At 34.0% G+C, this 16191-nt stretch carries 14 protein-coding genes; 11 read left to right on the top strand and 3 right to left on the bottom strand.

Annotation, left to right across the window (positions count from 1 at the left end):
* Positions 1 to 266, bottom strand: a 266-nt coding sequence (locus tag ACQKCJ_RS09340) for a transposase (protein ID WP_427401902.1), incomplete at its 3' end; no start/stop codon positions are given.
* 122 nt (positions 267 to 388) lie between these two features.
* The gene (gene sucC / locus ACQKCJ_RS09335; protein ID WP_271335448.1) at positions 389 to 1582 is read right to left on the bottom strand and encodes an ADP-forming succinate--CoA ligase subunit beta; all 1194 of its coding nucleotides are present in this window, start codon (positions 1580 to 1582) and stop codon (positions 389 to 391) included.
* Positions 1583 to 1997: 415 nt separating this feature from the next.
* On the opposite strand from sucC, the gene gltB reads away from it, so the two are divergent.
* The 11 genes from gltB (at position 1998) to ACQKCJ_RS09280 (ending at position 15740) form a co-directional block, all read left to right on the top strand.
* The gene (gene gltB, locus ACQKCJ_RS09330) at positions 1998 to 6515 is read left to right on the top strand and encodes a glutamate synthase large subunit (RefSeq protein ID WP_271335449.1); all 4518 of its coding nucleotides are present in this window, start codon (positions 1998 to 2000) and stop codon (positions 6513 to 6515) included.
* 185 nt (positions 6516 to 6700) lie between these two features.
* Complete coding sequence (locus ACQKCJ_RS09325) at positions 6701 to 8155, top strand: glutamate synthase subunit beta (protein ID WP_271335450.1); 1455 nt, start codon at positions 6701 to 6703, stop codon at positions 8153 to 8155.
* Positions 8156 to 8969: 814 nt separating this feature from the next.
* Positions 8970 to 10193, top strand: a complete 1224-nt coding sequence (gene lysA / locus ACQKCJ_RS09320) for a diaminopimelate decarboxylase (RefSeq protein ID WP_271335451.1) — start codon at positions 8970 to 8972, stop codon at positions 10191 to 10193.
* A 622-nt stretch (positions 10194 to 10815) separates the two neighbouring features.
* Entirely contained in the window at positions 10816 to 11265 is a 450-nt protein-coding gene (locus ACQKCJ_RS09315) for a hypothetical protein (protein ID WP_271335452.1), read from the top strand.
* Between the two features lie 18 nt (positions 11266 to 11283).
* Positions 11284 to 11445, top strand: a complete 162-nt coding sequence (locus tag ACQKCJ_RS09310) for a hypothetical protein (protein ID WP_271335453.1) — start codon at positions 11284 to 11286, stop codon at positions 11443 to 11445.
* Positions 11446 to 11448: 3 nt separating this feature from the next.
* A complete protein-coding gene (locus ACQKCJ_RS09305; protein ID WP_271335533.1) occupies positions 11449 to 11739 on the top strand; it encodes an RDD family protein in 291 nt (96 codons plus the stop codon).
* Between the two features lie 105 nt (positions 11740 to 11844).
* Entirely contained in the window at positions 11845 to 12213 is a 369-nt protein-coding gene (locus ACQKCJ_RS09300; RefSeq protein WP_271335454.1) for a hypothetical protein, read from the top strand.
* A gap of 23 nt (positions 12214 to 12236) precedes the next feature.
* Complete coding sequence (locus ACQKCJ_RS09295; RefSeq protein ID WP_427401901.1) at positions 12237 to 13025, top strand: hypothetical protein; 789 nt, start codon at positions 12237 to 12239, stop codon at positions 13023 to 13025.
* A gap of 144 nt (positions 13026 to 13169) precedes the next feature.
* Positions 13170 to 13889 (top strand): hypothetical protein, encoded by a 720-nt coding sequence (locus ACQKCJ_RS09290; protein WP_271335456.1) that lies wholly within the window; start codon positions 13170 to 13172, stop codon positions 13887 to 13889.
* Between the two features lie 8 nt (positions 13890 to 13897).
* The gene (locus ACQKCJ_RS09285; RefSeq protein ID WP_271335457.1) at positions 13898 to 14617 is read left to right on the top strand and encodes a hypothetical protein; all 720 of its coding nucleotides are present in this window, start codon (positions 13898 to 13900) and stop codon (positions 14615 to 14617) included.
* A 37-nt stretch (positions 14618 to 14654) separates the two neighbouring features.
* The gene (locus ACQKCJ_RS09280) at positions 14655 to 15740 is read left to right on the top strand and encodes a DUF6688 domain-containing protein (RefSeq protein ID WP_427401900.1); all 1086 of its coding nucleotides are present in this window, start codon (positions 14655 to 14657) and stop codon (positions 15738 to 15740) included.
* Between the two features lie 118 nt (positions 15741 to 15858).
* Here the strand turns inward: ACQKCJ_RS09280 and ACQKCJ_RS09275 are convergent, their stop codons facing one another.
* Positions 15859 to 16164, bottom strand: a complete 306-nt coding sequence (locus tag ACQKCJ_RS09275) for a MazG nucleotide pyrophosphohydrolase domain-containing protein (RefSeq protein ID WP_271335459.1) — start codon at positions 16162 to 16164, stop codon at positions 15859 to 15861.
* Positions 16165 to 16191 lie beyond the last annotated feature (27 nt).

Below are 16191 nucleotides of genomic sequence, written 5' to 3'. Positions count from 1 at the left end.
ATAAAATTAATATTCTCGCGAAGTGCAAGTTCTATCTTTCGTGAAGAGTAAATATTAGTCATATAAGCATACAACATCACTTTGAGTAACATCTTGGGATGATAACCAGGATTGCCCTCTTTACTGTAGGCCTGTAAAAGAGGCTGGATATTTATTGACTCGACAATCTGATCAACTACTCGAACCGGATGTTTCTGTGGAATTAAATCATCAAACGAATAAGGCAAAAGTACCGTTTGTTGTTGGTTATAATCTTTGAATCTCATATATAATCAGTTACTTAACACTGATTAAATTTACAAAATTCTTAATAAAAATACAAATTAAAAAAAAGTAGCTGACTCAGTTTTGAGACAGCTACTTTCTATATAATTGATTTCTTATTTGATTAAGAAAGTGCAGCTTTAACCTGATCAGCAGCTTCTTGAAATTGAGTAGCTGATAAAATTGGCATACCTGAATTGTCAATTAATTCTTTTGCAATTTCAGCATTTGTTCCTTGCAAACGAACGATAATTGGCACTTTAATAGCATCACCCATATTTTTGTAAGCGTCAACAACTCCTTGCGCCACACGGTCACAACGAACGATTCCTCCAAAAATATTGATCAAAATTGCTTTTACGTTAGGATCTTTTAAGATAATACGGAAAGCAGTTTCAACACGTTTTGCATCAGCAGTTCCACCAACATCTAAGAAGTTAGCAGGCTCAAAACCAGCGTATTTAATTAAATCCATAGTTGCCATTGCAAGACCTGCTCCGTTTACCATACATCCTACAGTACCGTCAAGATCTACATAGTTCAATCCTACTTCTTTAGCTTCAACTTCGATTGGGTTCTCCTCACGGATATCTCTCATCTCAGCATATTTTGGTTGTCTGTATAAAGCATTATCATCGATATTTACTTTAGCATCAACAGCCATAATTTTATTGTCTGAAGTTTTCAAAACCGGGTTGATTTCAAACATAGAAGCATCAGAACCAATGTAAGCATTGTATAATGAGTCGATGAATTTCACCATTTCTTTGAAAGCATTTCCAGAAAGACCTAAGTTAAAAGCAATTCTTCTTGCTTGAAAACCTTGTAATCCAACAGAAGGATCAACTTCTTCAGTAAAAATTAAATGAGGAGTGTGTTCAGCAACTTCTTCAATATCCATTCCACCTTCAGTAGAATACATAATCATGTTACGACCAGTAGCTCTATTCAATAAAACAGAAACATAAAATTCAGAAGTTTCACTTTCACCAGGATAGTAAACATCTTCTGCTACTAAAATTTTGTTTACTTTTTTACCTTCAGCAGAAGTTTGAGGTGTAATCAATTGCATTCCGATGATTTGTTCAGCAATTTCTTCAACTTGTTGCAAGTTTTTAGCTAGCTTAACTCCACCACCTTTTCCACGACCACCTGCGTGAATTTGTGCTTTTATTACGTGCCATCCTGTACCAGTCTCGGCAGTTAATTGTTTTGCAGCAGCCACAGCTTCGACTGCATTGTTAGCCACAATTCCGCGTTGAATGCGTACTCCGTAACTCGCTAAAATTTCTTTTCCTTGATATTCGTGTATGTTCATAATATAGAATTTGTCTGGTTCTGAATTTATTTCAGAATAAAAGTGCGACAAAAGTAGCAAAATTCAACTGAATAGTAAAATCTTTTTCAATTAAAAAACGTGTGAGATATTTGCAAAACGTTTATTCTTTTTCAATACCAAGAAATAGTTAACAAAACAATTTGTTAATATTAACGGAAAACCACTAAAACGTTTGATATTTAACAAATACATCACTGTATTCATTAGGCTTACGGCGATTTTTCTTAATATATTCTAACAGCCGTTGTCATTTTATCATTTCGCAATGGTTAATATAATATTATTATCAATTAAGAAGCGTTTTTCTAGTATTACAATAAAAATGTAAGTCAAATTACAATTCCAATACATTATATTTAACGAAATCTTTATTTTTGTAGAAAAAATATCAAGAATGAAAGTTAAAGAACAAGGGCTTTATTTGCCTGAATTTGAACACGACAATTGTGGTGCAGGATTTATTTGTAATCTGAATGGTATTAAATCAAACGATATTATTCACAAAGCATTGGATATCTTAATAAAATTGGAACATCGTGGTGCCGTTAGTTCTGATGGAAGAACTGGAGACGGAGCTGGAATTTTATTCGATATCCCACACGCTTTCTTTAAAAAAGTATGTGATTTTGAAATCCCTGAAACACGTGAGTATGCAGTAGGAATGGTGTTTTTACCAAAAAGCAAAAACCAGGTTTCTTTTTGCATCAACGCTTTTGAATCGACTATTAAGGATCAAAACTTAAAAGTTCTGGGTTGGAGAGATGTACCTGTTGAAGTGGAGAATTTAGGGCAGATTGCCGCAGAAAAAGAACCAACAGTTAAACAGGTTTTTGTTAGCAAAAACGGTCAGGATTTAACTGAAAACGAATTTAATGCAAAACTTTTTGCAGCTAGAAAAATTGCTGAACATGCCATAAGAGGATCAAAAACCTCTGAAAGTCACATGTTTTATTTCTCTAGTTTATCGACAACGACCATAATATACAAAGGTTTATTGATGCCGGAAGACATCAGCCGTTATTATGTTGACTTAAAAGATCCCGATTTAGTGACTCGTCTGGCGTTAGTGCACCAACGTTTCTCTACTAATACTTTCCCTTCATGGGAACTAGCACAACCATTTAGATATATGTGTCATAATGGTGAAATCAATACGCTTCGTGGAAACGTAAGCCGTATGCGTGCTCGTGAAGAATTGATGGAAAGCAAAATTTTCGGAAATGATATCAAAAAGTTATTCCCAATTATCTTAGAAGGAAAATCAGATTCTGCTTCTATGGATATGGTGGTAGAACTTTTATTAATGACAGGCCGTTCATTGCCTGAGGCGATGATGATGGTAGTTCCTGAAGCTTGGGAAAAACACCAGACAATGTCTCCTGAAAAAAGAGCGTTCTACGAATTCAACTCTTGTATCATGGAACCTTGGGATGGTCCTGCTTCTATTCCGTTTACAGATGGTAACGTAATTGGGGCTTTGTTAGACCGTAACGGTTTGCGTCCTTCTCGTTATACATTGACAAAAAGTGGTTTTGTGATCATGTCATCAGAAATTGGTGTACTTGATGTAGAACCGGAAGATGTAGTACAACACGGTCGTTTAGAGCCAGGAAAAATGTTCCTTGTAGACATGAACGAAGGTCGTATTATTGAAGACGAAGAAATTAAAAAAGCAATTGTAACAAAACGTCCTTACCAGGAATGGATTGATGAAAACTTGTTGCAATTATCTAAAATACCATATACCAATAATCCTACTCCTGTTGAGAAACTTGATTTTCTAACAAGACAAAAATTATTTGGTTATACAATTGAAGACTTAAAAACTATCATTAACCCAATGGGAGCTCAGGGCGCTGAAGCCATTAGCTCTATGGGTAACGATACGCCATTGGCAGTTTTATCAGATCAGCCTCAATTGTTGTACAACTATTTCAAACAATTATTTGCTCAGGTTACCAACCCGCCTTTGGATGGTATTCGTGAAGAAATCATTACCGATATCAGTTTAGCAATTGGTGGAGATTTTAATATTTTTGAAATTGAATCAAAACAATGTAAAAAACTAAAAATCCAGAATCCGGTTATCTCGAATGAGGATTTAGATAAAATCAGAAACATTGATCACGCAGATTTCAAATCGGCTACAATTTCTACTTTATATAAAATAGAAAAAGGAGTTAACGGTTTAGAACGCGCGCTTGAAAAATGTGTTCAGGCAACTTTTAAAGCGGTTTCTGAAGGATGTAATATCATTATTTTATCTGACAGAGGTGTAAGTGAAGAATTGGCTCCAATACCAATGCTATTGGCTTGTTCTTATATCCATCACTCTTTGAATATTTTACAGGTTCGTTCTAAATTCGGAATCATAATCGAATCTGCTGAACCACGTGAACCTCATCATTTTGCTTTATTATTCGGATATGGTGCAAGTGCGATCAATCCTTATATGGTAAACGAGATCATTCACGATCAGGTTAACCAGGGACATATTACAGGAGTAAAAGCAGATTATGCTATAGTAAATTACAACAAAGCAATTGCAAAAGGTATCCTTAAAATCATGAATAAAATTGGTATCTCTACTTTACATTCGTACAGAGCTGCTCAAATTTTCGAGATTTTAGGTTTAAACAAAACCTTCACTAACAAATACTTCCCATTTACCCCTTCAAGAATCGAAGGAATTGGTTTGATGGAAGTAGAAAAAGAAGTAAAAAAACGTTTCCAAAAAGCATTTCCAAATTCTAAAATTGCAGGTTTATTGCCTTTAGAAATTGGAGGAATTTACAGATGGAGACGTGGTGGAGAAAAACATATGTTTAACCCAACCACTATTGCAAAATTACAACAGGCCGTTCGTTTGAATAGCCCTGAAAGTTATAAAGAATACTCGGACATGGTCAATGAGCAGAGCTCAAACTTAATGACTATTAGAGGTTTATTCGAATTCAACAATTTAGATCCAATTTCTATTGATGAAGTAGAACCTTGGACAGAAATTGTAAAAAAATTCAAAACGGGTGCGATGTCTTACGGATCTATCAGTAGAGAAGCACACGAGAATTTAGCGATTGCAATGAACAGAATTGGCGGAAAAAGTAATTCTGGAGAAGGAGGAGAAGATCCTAAACGTTTCCAGAAAGAAATCAACGGAGATTCAAGAAACAGTGCAATCAAACAAGTGGCATCGGGACGTTTTGGTGTTTCGATCAACTATTTGACAAACGCTAAAGAAATCCAGATTAAAATGGCTCAGGGTGCAAAACCCGGAGAAGGTGGTCAATTACCTGGAGAAAAAGTAGTGCCTTGGATTGCTGAAACAAGAAACTCTACACCATATGTAGGTTTGATTTCGCCTCCGCCTCACCACGATATTTACTCTATTGAGGATTTATCTCAGTTGATTTTTGACTTAAAAAATGCCAATCGTGAAGCACGTGTAAACGTAAAATTAGTTTCTGAAGTTGGAGTTGGAACCATCGCTGCCGGTGTTGCAAAAGCAAAAGCTGACGTAATCCTGATTTCAGGTTATGACGGAGGAACTGGTGCTGCACCATTAACTTCTTTACAACACACAGGTATTCCGTGGGAACTTGGCTTAGCCGAAGCACAACAAACTCTGATCTTAAATGATTTAAGAAGCCGTGTGGTTCTGGAATGTGACGGACAATTGAAAACGGGTCGTGATGTTGCTATCGCTGCATTATTGGGAGCCGAAGAATTTGGTTTTGCTACTGCACCGCTTGTTGCATCAGGATGTATCATGATGAGAGCTTGTCACTTAAATACTTGCCCGGTTGGTATTGCAACTCAGGATCCTGAATTGAGAAAAAATTTCAAAGGAACTCCGGAGCACGTTATCAACTTCATGTATTTTATTGCTGAAGAGTTAAGAGGAATCATGGCGCAATTAGGTTTCAGAACCTTAAAAGAAATGGTGGGTCAGTCACAAAAATTAAATGTGAACAAAGCGATCAAACATTATAAAGCAAATGGTTTAGATTTATCATCGATTCTATACAAACCGGAAAAAGCTAAAACAGTTCCAAATCACAATACAACTGAACAAGATCACAATCTTGAAAACGTATTGGATTTCGAAATTATCAAAGAAGCTATTCCTTCTATTTATAGAAAAGAGAAAACAAGAGTTACATTTAAAATTAAAAATACAGACCGTTCTGTAGGTGCTATTTTGAGTAATGAAATCTCAAAAATATATGGCGCACAAGGTTTACCTGAAGACACTATTTTAGTTGATTTTGAAGGTTCTGCCGGACAAAGTTTTGGTGCTTTTGCAACAAACGGATTGTCGTTTAAAATTCACGGAAACTGTAATGATTATTTAGGAAAAGGATTGTCCGGAGGAAAATTGATTATCAAAGTCCCTCCTACTGCAACTTTCAAACCTGAAGAAAATATCATTATTGGTAACGTTGCCCTTTACGGAGCTATTACCGGAGAGGCTTATATTAATGGAATGGCTGGTGAGCGTTTTGGCGTGAGAAATTCTGGAGCAACCGCAGTTGTTGAAGGAATTGGAGATCACGGATGCGAATACATGACCGGTGGTACAGTGGTTGTTTTAGGAAAAACAGGAAGAAACTTCGCAGCTGGTATGAGCGGTGGTGTAGCTTATGTCTACGACCCTAAACAACAATTTGATGCGACATTATGCAACATGGAAATGGTTGCTTTTGATCCTGTCGAAGAAGAAGATGTGACTAAATTGAGAAAACTAATCAAAAATCACTCTTTGTATACCAACAGTCCATTAGCAAAAAGAATTTTAGCAGACTGGGAAAATGAACAAAACAATTTCGTGAAAGTAATGCCAACTGATTACAAGAAAGCATTACAACGAATTGCAGAAGAGAAAAAAATAGAAGAATTAATTGCGGGTTAAATGATTTTAGAATTCTGATTTTAGATTTTCGATTATTGAAATTTTGACCACAAAGCTTTGCGAACTTAAAACACTCAAAAAAGCAAAAACAAAGACCTTGGGCTCTTTGCGGTTAAAAAAATTGGAATTTGGAATTTAAAAAATTGGAATTTAAAATTGATCATTTAAATTTTAATCAAAATGTCATGGGTAAAATAGGCGGATTTAAAGAATATAACAGAGCCGACGAAAGTAATTTAGCAGTTGTAGAACGTGTTTCGAACTACAGCGAATTTACAATACCGTTAGCAGAAGATAAGAAAAAAGAACAAGGTTCAAGATGTATGGATTGTGGTATTCCTTTTTGCCACAGTGCTTGTCCGTTAGGAAATTTAATTCCTGACTTCAACGACATGGTACATCAGGAAGAATGGCAGAGTGCATTAAATATTTTGCAGTCTACTAATAACTTTCCGGAGTTTACAGGTCGATTATGCCCTGCTCCATGTGAGAAATCATGTGTATTAGGAATCATCAAAGAACCGGTTGCTATCGAAAACATCGAGAAAAACATCATCGAAAGAGGTTTTGCTGAAGGATGGATCAAACCACAAGCACCAAAAACCAGAACAGGAAAAACCGTAGCCGTTATTGGTTCAGGTCCTGCAGGTTTGGCAGCAGCTCAACAATTAAACAGAGCCGGTCACACGGTAACTGTTTTTGAAAGAGACAATGCTATTGGAGGTTTATTGCGTTACGGAATTCCGAATTTCAAATTAGAAAAAGGAATCATCGACAGACGTGTTTTAATTCTTGAAGCTGAAGGAATCACTTTTAAAACGAATGTAAATGTTGGTGTTAACTTTAGCGTAGAAGAACTAAATGCTTTTGATTCTATCGTATTATGCGGTGGAGCAACCGAAAGAAGAAGTTTGCCAACTAAAGGAATCGAAAGCAAAGGCGTTGTTCAGGCAATGGATTTCCTTACTCAACAAACAAAAGTTTTATACGGAGAATCGATTCCGGACCAGGTTAAAGCAACTGGAAAAGATGTAATTGTAATTGGTGGTGGTGACACTGGATCTGACTGCGTTGGAACATCAAACAGACACGGAGCAAAATCAGTAACTAATTTTGAAATTTTGCCAAAACCTCCGGTTGGAAGAAGCGAATCTACGCCTTGGCCTTTCTGGCCTTTGCAGTTGAAAACGTCTTCATCTCACGAAGAAGGTTGCAGCAGAAACTGGTTAATAAATACTAAAGAATTCATTTCTAACGACAAAGGAGAATTAACAGGATTAAAAACCGTTGAAGTTCAATGGAAAATGACTCCTGGTCAACGTCCTGAATTAATCGAAAAAGAAGGTTCAGAGAAAATCTGGCCGTGTGATCTCGCCTTATTGGCTTTAGGATTTACAGGTCCGGAGAAAACTTTAAGCGAGCAATTAGGTATTGAACTTGACATGAGAAGCAACTATCAGGCAAAAAATTATCAAACGAATGTACCTCATATTTTCACTGCCGGAGATATGCGTCGTGGACAATCATTAATCGTATGGGCTATTTCAGAAGGTCGCGAAGCAGCAAGAGAAGTAGATTTGTTCTTAATGGGCTCTACTAACTTGCCAACCAAAGGAAACGGAGACTTACCAAGTCTATAATTTTTTAAGGTTCTGAGATACTAAGTTGCTAAGGGACTACGTTTTTTACTTTCTTAAATCTTTAGAACATCAAAAAAATTATAACGTCTTTATTCTTATAAACAACACACAACAAAAAGCCTTGACTAACGTCAGGGCTTTTTAGGTTTAAAGACCAAGAGAAACAAAGGAACAAAGATTTAAAAAACCCAAAAATCTTAATGCATAGCCCGAGGTTTCAACTTTGGAAAACGTATTGTAATCATATATTGCGTTCCCAAGGTTGAAACCTCGGGCTATGGTTTTGAAAAATTTTGAAAAAATATCCTAAATAAAAATTTCGCGAAAATTGGTGTAATTCGTGGCAAAAAACAGCAAACATTCAACAATCTATGCGAAAAACTTAGTACCCAAGGTTAAAACTTCGGGCCATGGTTTTGAAAAGTTCTGAAAAAACAACCAAAATAAAAATTAGCGAAAATTGGTGTAATTCGTGGCAAAAAAAGCAAACATTCGACAAACTATGCAAAAAACTTAGTTCCAAAGGTTGAAACCTCGGGCTATGGTTTTGCAAAGTTTTAAAAAAACAACCAAAATAAAAATTAGCGAAAATTCGTGAAATTCGTGGCAAAAAAAGCAAGCATTCGACAATCTATGCAAAAAACTTAGTAACTTAGAACCTTAGCAACTTAGAGGCTAAAAAGAATTTTATAAAAATCTAAAATAAACGACTTTTTGTTTAAAAACAAACAATTTGTTACAATTTGTTATTTTTCTACAATTAATTTGTCGTTAGTCAAAAGTGTAATAACTTTGCTTAAAATAAGTTAAAAAAATGCAAGCAAAAGATTTACTGCAGTTAGCAGACCAATTTGGAAGTCCATTATATGTTTATGATGCCGAAAAAATCCAATCACAGTACAATAGGTTAACTAAAGCTTTCTCTAAGGTAGAAAACTTAAGAGTTAATTACGCCATGAAGGCATTGTCAAACGTTGCGATTCTTCAGTTATTAAAGAACATGGGGTCTGGTTTAGATACTGTATCAATTCAAGAAGTTTTATTGGGACTTCATGCTGGCTATGAACCTGAAAAAATCTTTTTTACACCAAACGGAGTTTCTCTTGAAGAGATCGAAGAAGTTGCCGCAATGGGTGTACAAATCAATATTGACAACTTATCTATTCTGGAGCAATTCGGGACAAAATATCCACAAATTCCGGTATGTATTCGTATCAATCCGCACGTAATGGCGGGAGGAAATGCAAATATATCAGTAGGACATATCGATAGTAAATTCGGAATCTCTGTTCACCAAATTCCGCATATATTACGAATTGTAGAGAACACAAAAATGAGCATCGTAGGTATTCACATGCACACAGGATCTGATATTCTTGATATCGAAGTATTCTTGTATGCTGCTGAAATCTTGTTTGATACCGCAAAACACTTCAAAGATCTTGAATTTTTAGATTTCGGAAGCGGATTCAAAGTACCTTACAAAAAAGACGATATCGAAACTGACATTGAAGAATTAGGTAAAAAATTATCAAAAAGATTCAACTCTTTCTGTACAGAATATGGTAGAGATTTAACGTTGATTTTCGAACCAGGGAAATTCCTCGTGAGCGAAGCAGGTTTCTTCTTAGCAAAAGTAAACGTAGTAAAACAAACAACTTCAACAGTTTTCGCCGGAGTCGATAGTGGTTTCAACCACTTAATTCGTCCTATGTTTTACGGTTCACAACACCATATCGAAAATATCTCTAACCCAAAAGGAAAAGAGCGTTTTTACTCTGTAGTAGGATACATTTGTGAGACAGATACGTTTGCCAACAACCGTAGAATTTCAGAAATTACTGAGGGTGATATTCTTGCTTTCAGAAATGCCGGTGCATACTGTTTCTCCATGGCATCAAACTACAATTCAAGATACAAACCAGCCGAAGTTTTATGGATGGACGGAAAAGGAATCTTAATTCGCCAACACGAAACATTCGAAGATTTGCTTAAAAATCAAATTCCGTTGCCACAAGAAGTTGCTGCAACAGTTTAAAATAAAAAAAAGAGAATATCAATTGTAGAAATCCCGTTTCATTTTGAAGCGGGATTTTTTTATTTTAGATTGCTGCTTTTATATTTTAGATTGGCAAACGCATGTCAGGCTGAGCGAAGTCGAAGCCCCGCCAAGCAAATCGCCAATACTGAACGCAGATGACGCGGATTTGCTTTGCAAAAACGCGGATTAAAAAGGATTTTTATCATGATATTCCAGACTCAACTTTATCAGACTGGACTGAAGTCCAGCCTTACAAAATAATACGTTCCTCCGGAACTTTTTTAGAGAACCGGAGGTTCGGGACATATTGAAGCGAGGGATTTTAATCCCTTGAAGCGCAAAGTAACCCCAAAGTTTGTCATTTCGACCGAAGGGAGAAATCACATCCAATATCCCGTAATCAGAATCCTCAATCTTTGTCAAGTTTCTTGTGTGATCTCTCCTTCGTCGAGATGACAAGATTGCGGATTCTGATAGAATTATTGATACAGAAATAGTTAATCCTCATTCAAAAATCTCTTAACTTAATGACATTGCAGGCTAACCTGCTAATATTTTTTTCTCTACAAAAACTCAAATAAAAAAACTATTTTAGCAAGCCCAACTAAACCTTAAACCCATGAAAATTACGATTCCCCTATCGCTATTATTTCTGTTACTTACTACCAATATATTCAGTCAAACCATTGCTGATCTAAAACTAAAACCAAAAGAAATCCCTAAAACATATACTTCAAACGACGGTAATATTTGTGTTACTCCTGCCGCTTGTAATTTTTATACTGATATTGAAACCTATAGCACCATTGTTGGAACTTTAAAAAGTAAAGCGATTCAAAGTTTTAAAAGTAAAACCGATCGTGGATCTATCATGTATTTTGAATTTGAACACACTTTTAAAGGGGATAGATTTCTGCAAGGTTTGCTTTGGGGAAAAGACGGTCAGCCAACAGATGAACATCCCGAAGAATATCTTGCAAAAGGAAGATTTCTCGTAATCTGGAGTTTTCATCCGGACAGTGTTCTTAAAGAAAAATCAGAAACTAAAATAGAGACGATTTTAAAATAACTAAATACTACACAACAAATGGAAAAAATTGCTACGAAACCAAATCTTCGAAAAAGAATATTTGCGGGATTAATTGACTATTCGCTAATGTCTGGAATGCTATATATTATGTTCGTCTATTATGGAGAAAAAACTTTAACAGGATACAAACTAGAAGGATTTCCTGCATTAACAACATAATTAATTTGGGGTTTTTATATGATTGGATTCGAATTAAAATTTGGAGGCACTCTTGGTAATCTGGTATTTGATTTAAAAGTTGTTTCCATACGGGATAACAACACTTCAAGTTTAACTTTTGGACAATCCTTTAAAAGACATTTGGTAGATATATTAGACATTTGGTTTTTTGGACTACTGGGAATATTATTGATAAAAAACACAAAATACAATCAAAGACTTGGAGATTTGTGGGCGAAAACAATTGTCATTGATTCTACAGATAGTGAGCAATTTTATAAACGTTTTGTTTAAACTCGAATTTATATCATTTAAATAACAAAAACCGTTTTTTAAATCTACCTTAATTACAGCTTCATTTTTAATTCGTAATTTCGTCAAATTAAAAAAAACATCAAAATGAAACCACAAATAAGAATCCTAATTTACTCCATTCTATTTTTTCTATACCTTTCTACAACTTCACTTTTACTTTCGTTAGGCGAAGTATTAAAAACAGATCCGTATATCACTTTAGGCTGTGGTTTTGCAGTTCTGAACCTGATGTATACTTTCTTCGCCCTCAAGTGGACACTGTTCCTAAATATAATTTGTTCTATTGCTATTGCTGCTTTAAGTTTATTTTTGGCTGTACAATTTGCAAATTTACATCTGCTTGTCAATTATGATCCTTATTTAGTAAAAACAGCAATATTTACAAATGCTATTTTATCTATTTTGTTTTGGGAAATTGTATATCAGATAAAAAGTAGACTAGAATTAAAGTAAAAGCGCTTTATAAATCAATTTCAATGAAGCAAATTCTTCTATCGTTTATATTCCTTTCGTTTATTTCCTGTATCAAGCAAAAGAAGAATGATGCAAATATAAAAACAGCATCTAAAACCGAAATAACATCCGAAAACAAAGCTTCTAAAACAGAAAAAACGGTTCTCGATACTACCAAAAAAACAGATCTTGGCTACGCTGACAAGTACGAAAAACTTCCGAGATTAGCTGTAGACACTATTACCGAAACAGAATTTAACCAACTTAAATCATTTGCTTCTTTAGAAAAAGTCAAAACTGAAAAAAATGGCAATTTTTTCTATATTCAAACTGAACATACAAAACACCAATTTAAAAAATACAAAGATTACGGCGGAGAAGAAAGCTGGAGCGGCTATGATTTATTAGGATATTATACAAACTTGAAATTGTTTGCGATTACCAACAGCTCCACATCTGAATCTCTGGGATTTGGAGAACTCTTTTTATTAGATGATACTAATGATTATGAATACAATATTGTTTCATTTGGCGATAGAAGGGTAGAGTTACCAATTCCGTCTGTAAATAATAAATATCTAGTTTATTATTACAACTCTGCTTACGAAAGTCAAAATTGTGATATTGGAATATTAAAAATAAATGATAAAAAAAAGCCAAAAACGTATCTAACAGAGACTGCGACTTATCACTCAGATGAATTTAAAATAGAAAAAATCATCTGGAAAACAGACCATGTTTTCTATATAAAAGGTTACAAAGAAGTTGATCGTCAAAAGTTATATTCCTACCATAAATTAGCTATTAAATAATAATTTAAAGTTCTGTTTAAAAGCTGTTCTGACGTAAGTTTATTTTTATATTTTAGCAAAACAAAGTTTCGTTAATAAAAAATTTTCGAACGACAGCGAATACTCTTTTTGTAGAGATAAATTCTAACCAACCCACTCTTAGAAATGAAACAATTAATGCTATCACTTTTAGTCCTGATTTTGTTTTCATGTAAAAAAAATGAGGAAACGTCAGATTCTAAAATTTCAAATAAAAAAGAGAAGGATAGTTCAGAAAGAGAAAATGATGGCATTAAAAAGTTAGATACTCTAAAAATCAGTTACTACGAACATAAAAACCTCTTTGATATTCTTACTATTTTGCCAGACAGTACGATGGCAAGCTGGCGATGGAATAAAAATGAGAGAATAGAATTTGTAAAGCAAATACAGAAACTTAGTTATACAACTACACCAGCAGAACATTTTTCTAAAATTTCACTGACACAACCCAATACAATTGAAATTCAAGTTGTTGACGGATATTGGGTCTTATCAATTTATAAAATAAAAACCAATAACTATATCGTAATTACAAATGATGTTGTTGGCGATGGAAAAGATCTTCACGCCTATGAATACTTAAATGGTGAGTTAAAATACATCCCGTTCAAAAGCTTATTTGACAATTTAACAGCATTTTTAATTGACAAAAACGATAAAAACTGTATGGAATTCCTTGAGGACAATCAGATTTTATTTGATTATAACTTCATTGGAACAAAAAAAATACAGATTAGTGATTCTGATTTATTAGAAGACTCAAAAGATTGTTTTAAAGGCAATATTTTGAATTATGAATTTAATCCGGAGCTTAAGAAATTTAATTTAATCAATATAGAATAAGCAAAACAATGAAAAAATGTTTCCTTGCCTTACTATTTTGTTTTCAACTTTCGTTTTCACAACAGGTTGATCATTTAGATACTGTACTCAAACAGCTTAACTTAAAAGAAAGTGACATAAATCAAAATCTTTTTACTCAAAAAATACTACCATACGACAAGGACAAAAGTGTTTTGGTGATCCCTAAATATATTGTCAATGAAGAAGACAATGAAGGTCATTTTTACTTTGAATTAGATGCTTATATCGTGGTAATCGATAATGCAACAGGAAAAATAATCTGCAAATTTATTGAACCCAACGCCTGGACATCTGATGCTTTTGTATTAACCGATATTTCGATTGATACCGGATTGTACCTTCTTAATAAAACTACGAGAGCCTTTGGAGTAAGAGTAGACTTTAATGCCAGCAGTAAACCTAATCCGTTTAGCGAAACCAATTTGTCATTGTACATTATAGAAAAAGGATCTTTGAAGCAAGTGCTGAAGAATTATAAAATTTCACAATCTCATGGAGAATGGGATACTAATTGTGCAGGAGAATTTGAATACAGTAATTCGACCTTCGACATGGGCAAAGTGCAAAACAATAATTTTAGCAATATTATAGTCAAAACTAAAATTGTACAAACAATAAGTACGCCCACAAAAGATGATTGTATCTCTAAGGATACGATTAAAACCGAAACATCGAAATTAGTTTTTAATGGAAAAGAGTATAAATAAAACACCTCTCTAAAAACGAATAAATTCAAAATTATATATGATTTTTTTTTATGCCGGATTAGCCTTTATAGCTATAGTTAGTATTGTGGTTATTATTTTAAAAAAAATTAAAAAGAACAATTCAATTTTAGAGTTGATTGTAACAAACATCTATGTTTTTTCACTCCTTTTTATGTTCGTTGGGTTAGAATCTCATGGCAACGATTACCATATCGCTATTGATCCTGTCGATGGGCAATGTTATATTCCTTTTGGGGGCAAGCATATTCTTAGTTTACTCTTTTATTTTATAGCCTTTATTATTTCAGTTTTATTAATTTGGCTAAAAGACAATAAATTACCTCCCTTAACACAGGTTTTATCCTTGAGTTTTCTTGTAATTGGCAGTATTCTCTCTTTTGTAATTTTACTACAAGTATCACAACACAATACCGAAAGTATTGATATGTATGACAATTCAGAACATATGTATTTTTTTATAGGTGTTCCAATTATAAGTCTGATAATCGCAGTAAGCCTTGTCATTGGCATCCTAAAAACCAAAATGAGGATTGCAAATGAAGAAACATATTCCAATAATTTTTTGAATAAAATCAACCAGTTTTTCGCTCAAAAAAGCAACTTACCTTTGTGGAGTATTATTCTAATAATTCCGCTATTATTGATCATTACGCTTATCCTAGTCTTATTTGGTCAGGATTCTAATTCATTGATAAAAGTTTTTACAGACACAACAACCTGGAGATTTTCGCAACAAATGCATCCGCCAATCCTGGATCATAAAGGACATTATTTATGTACGGTTGCTGCCTCCGGAAATCCTAAAATTGTAAAACCTCTAAGATTAGGAAAAAGAAATGGCAGAACAATAATAGTAAACCGTCAATTGCTTATTGCAAATGCATTTGAAGAAATGGTACAGGATTTCTCTCCTAAATTACATCATTTTATACGCACCAATTATGATAAATACGGATATAATTTATCTCAGAAAATCAATACTAAACCATTATCCAGCTTTACCTATTTAGTAATGAAACCAATAGAATGGGCGTTTTTACTTTGCTTGTATTTGTTTTGCGAAAAACCGGAGGAAAAAATCAATAAACAATATCAAATCTAATCAGCATATGCAAAAAAGAAAAAATGCACAAATATCACTTTTGATCTTTGTGCATTTTTTGCTGTAATTCAGTCGAGTTGTTGTGCGTCTCTACAATCAATAAAACTCTAATATAAATCTATTTCAGGTACGAAAACCATTTATCTTCCATAGCCTTCTCTACATCAATATTGTGATAATTGGCAAATAATAAAATTTGCCCAAGCACATCAGCGACTTCATTCGCAATGTTCTTTTTTAATTCTTCTTGTGTCAGATTTCTGCTTCTTCCTCTCCCTGTATACGAAAGATAATTTTGGGTCAACTCTCCTATTTCTTCCTGCAATTTCAAAATATACCAATCGGCGTCCCTTTTTATATTGCAGTTTTTCTCGTACTGATCAGAAACCATTTCCACTTTTTTTGTTACTGTATTTAAATCCATTAGATTGTACTATGGTTAAGTTTTTAA

The organism is Flavobacterium sp. NPDC079362 (genome assembly GCF_050267765.1).
Lineage (GTDB): Bacteria > Bacteroidota > Bacteroidia > Flavobacteriales > Flavobacteriaceae > Flavobacterium > Flavobacterium azizsancarii.
This window is presented reverse-complemented; position numbering and strand designations above follow the sequence as displayed.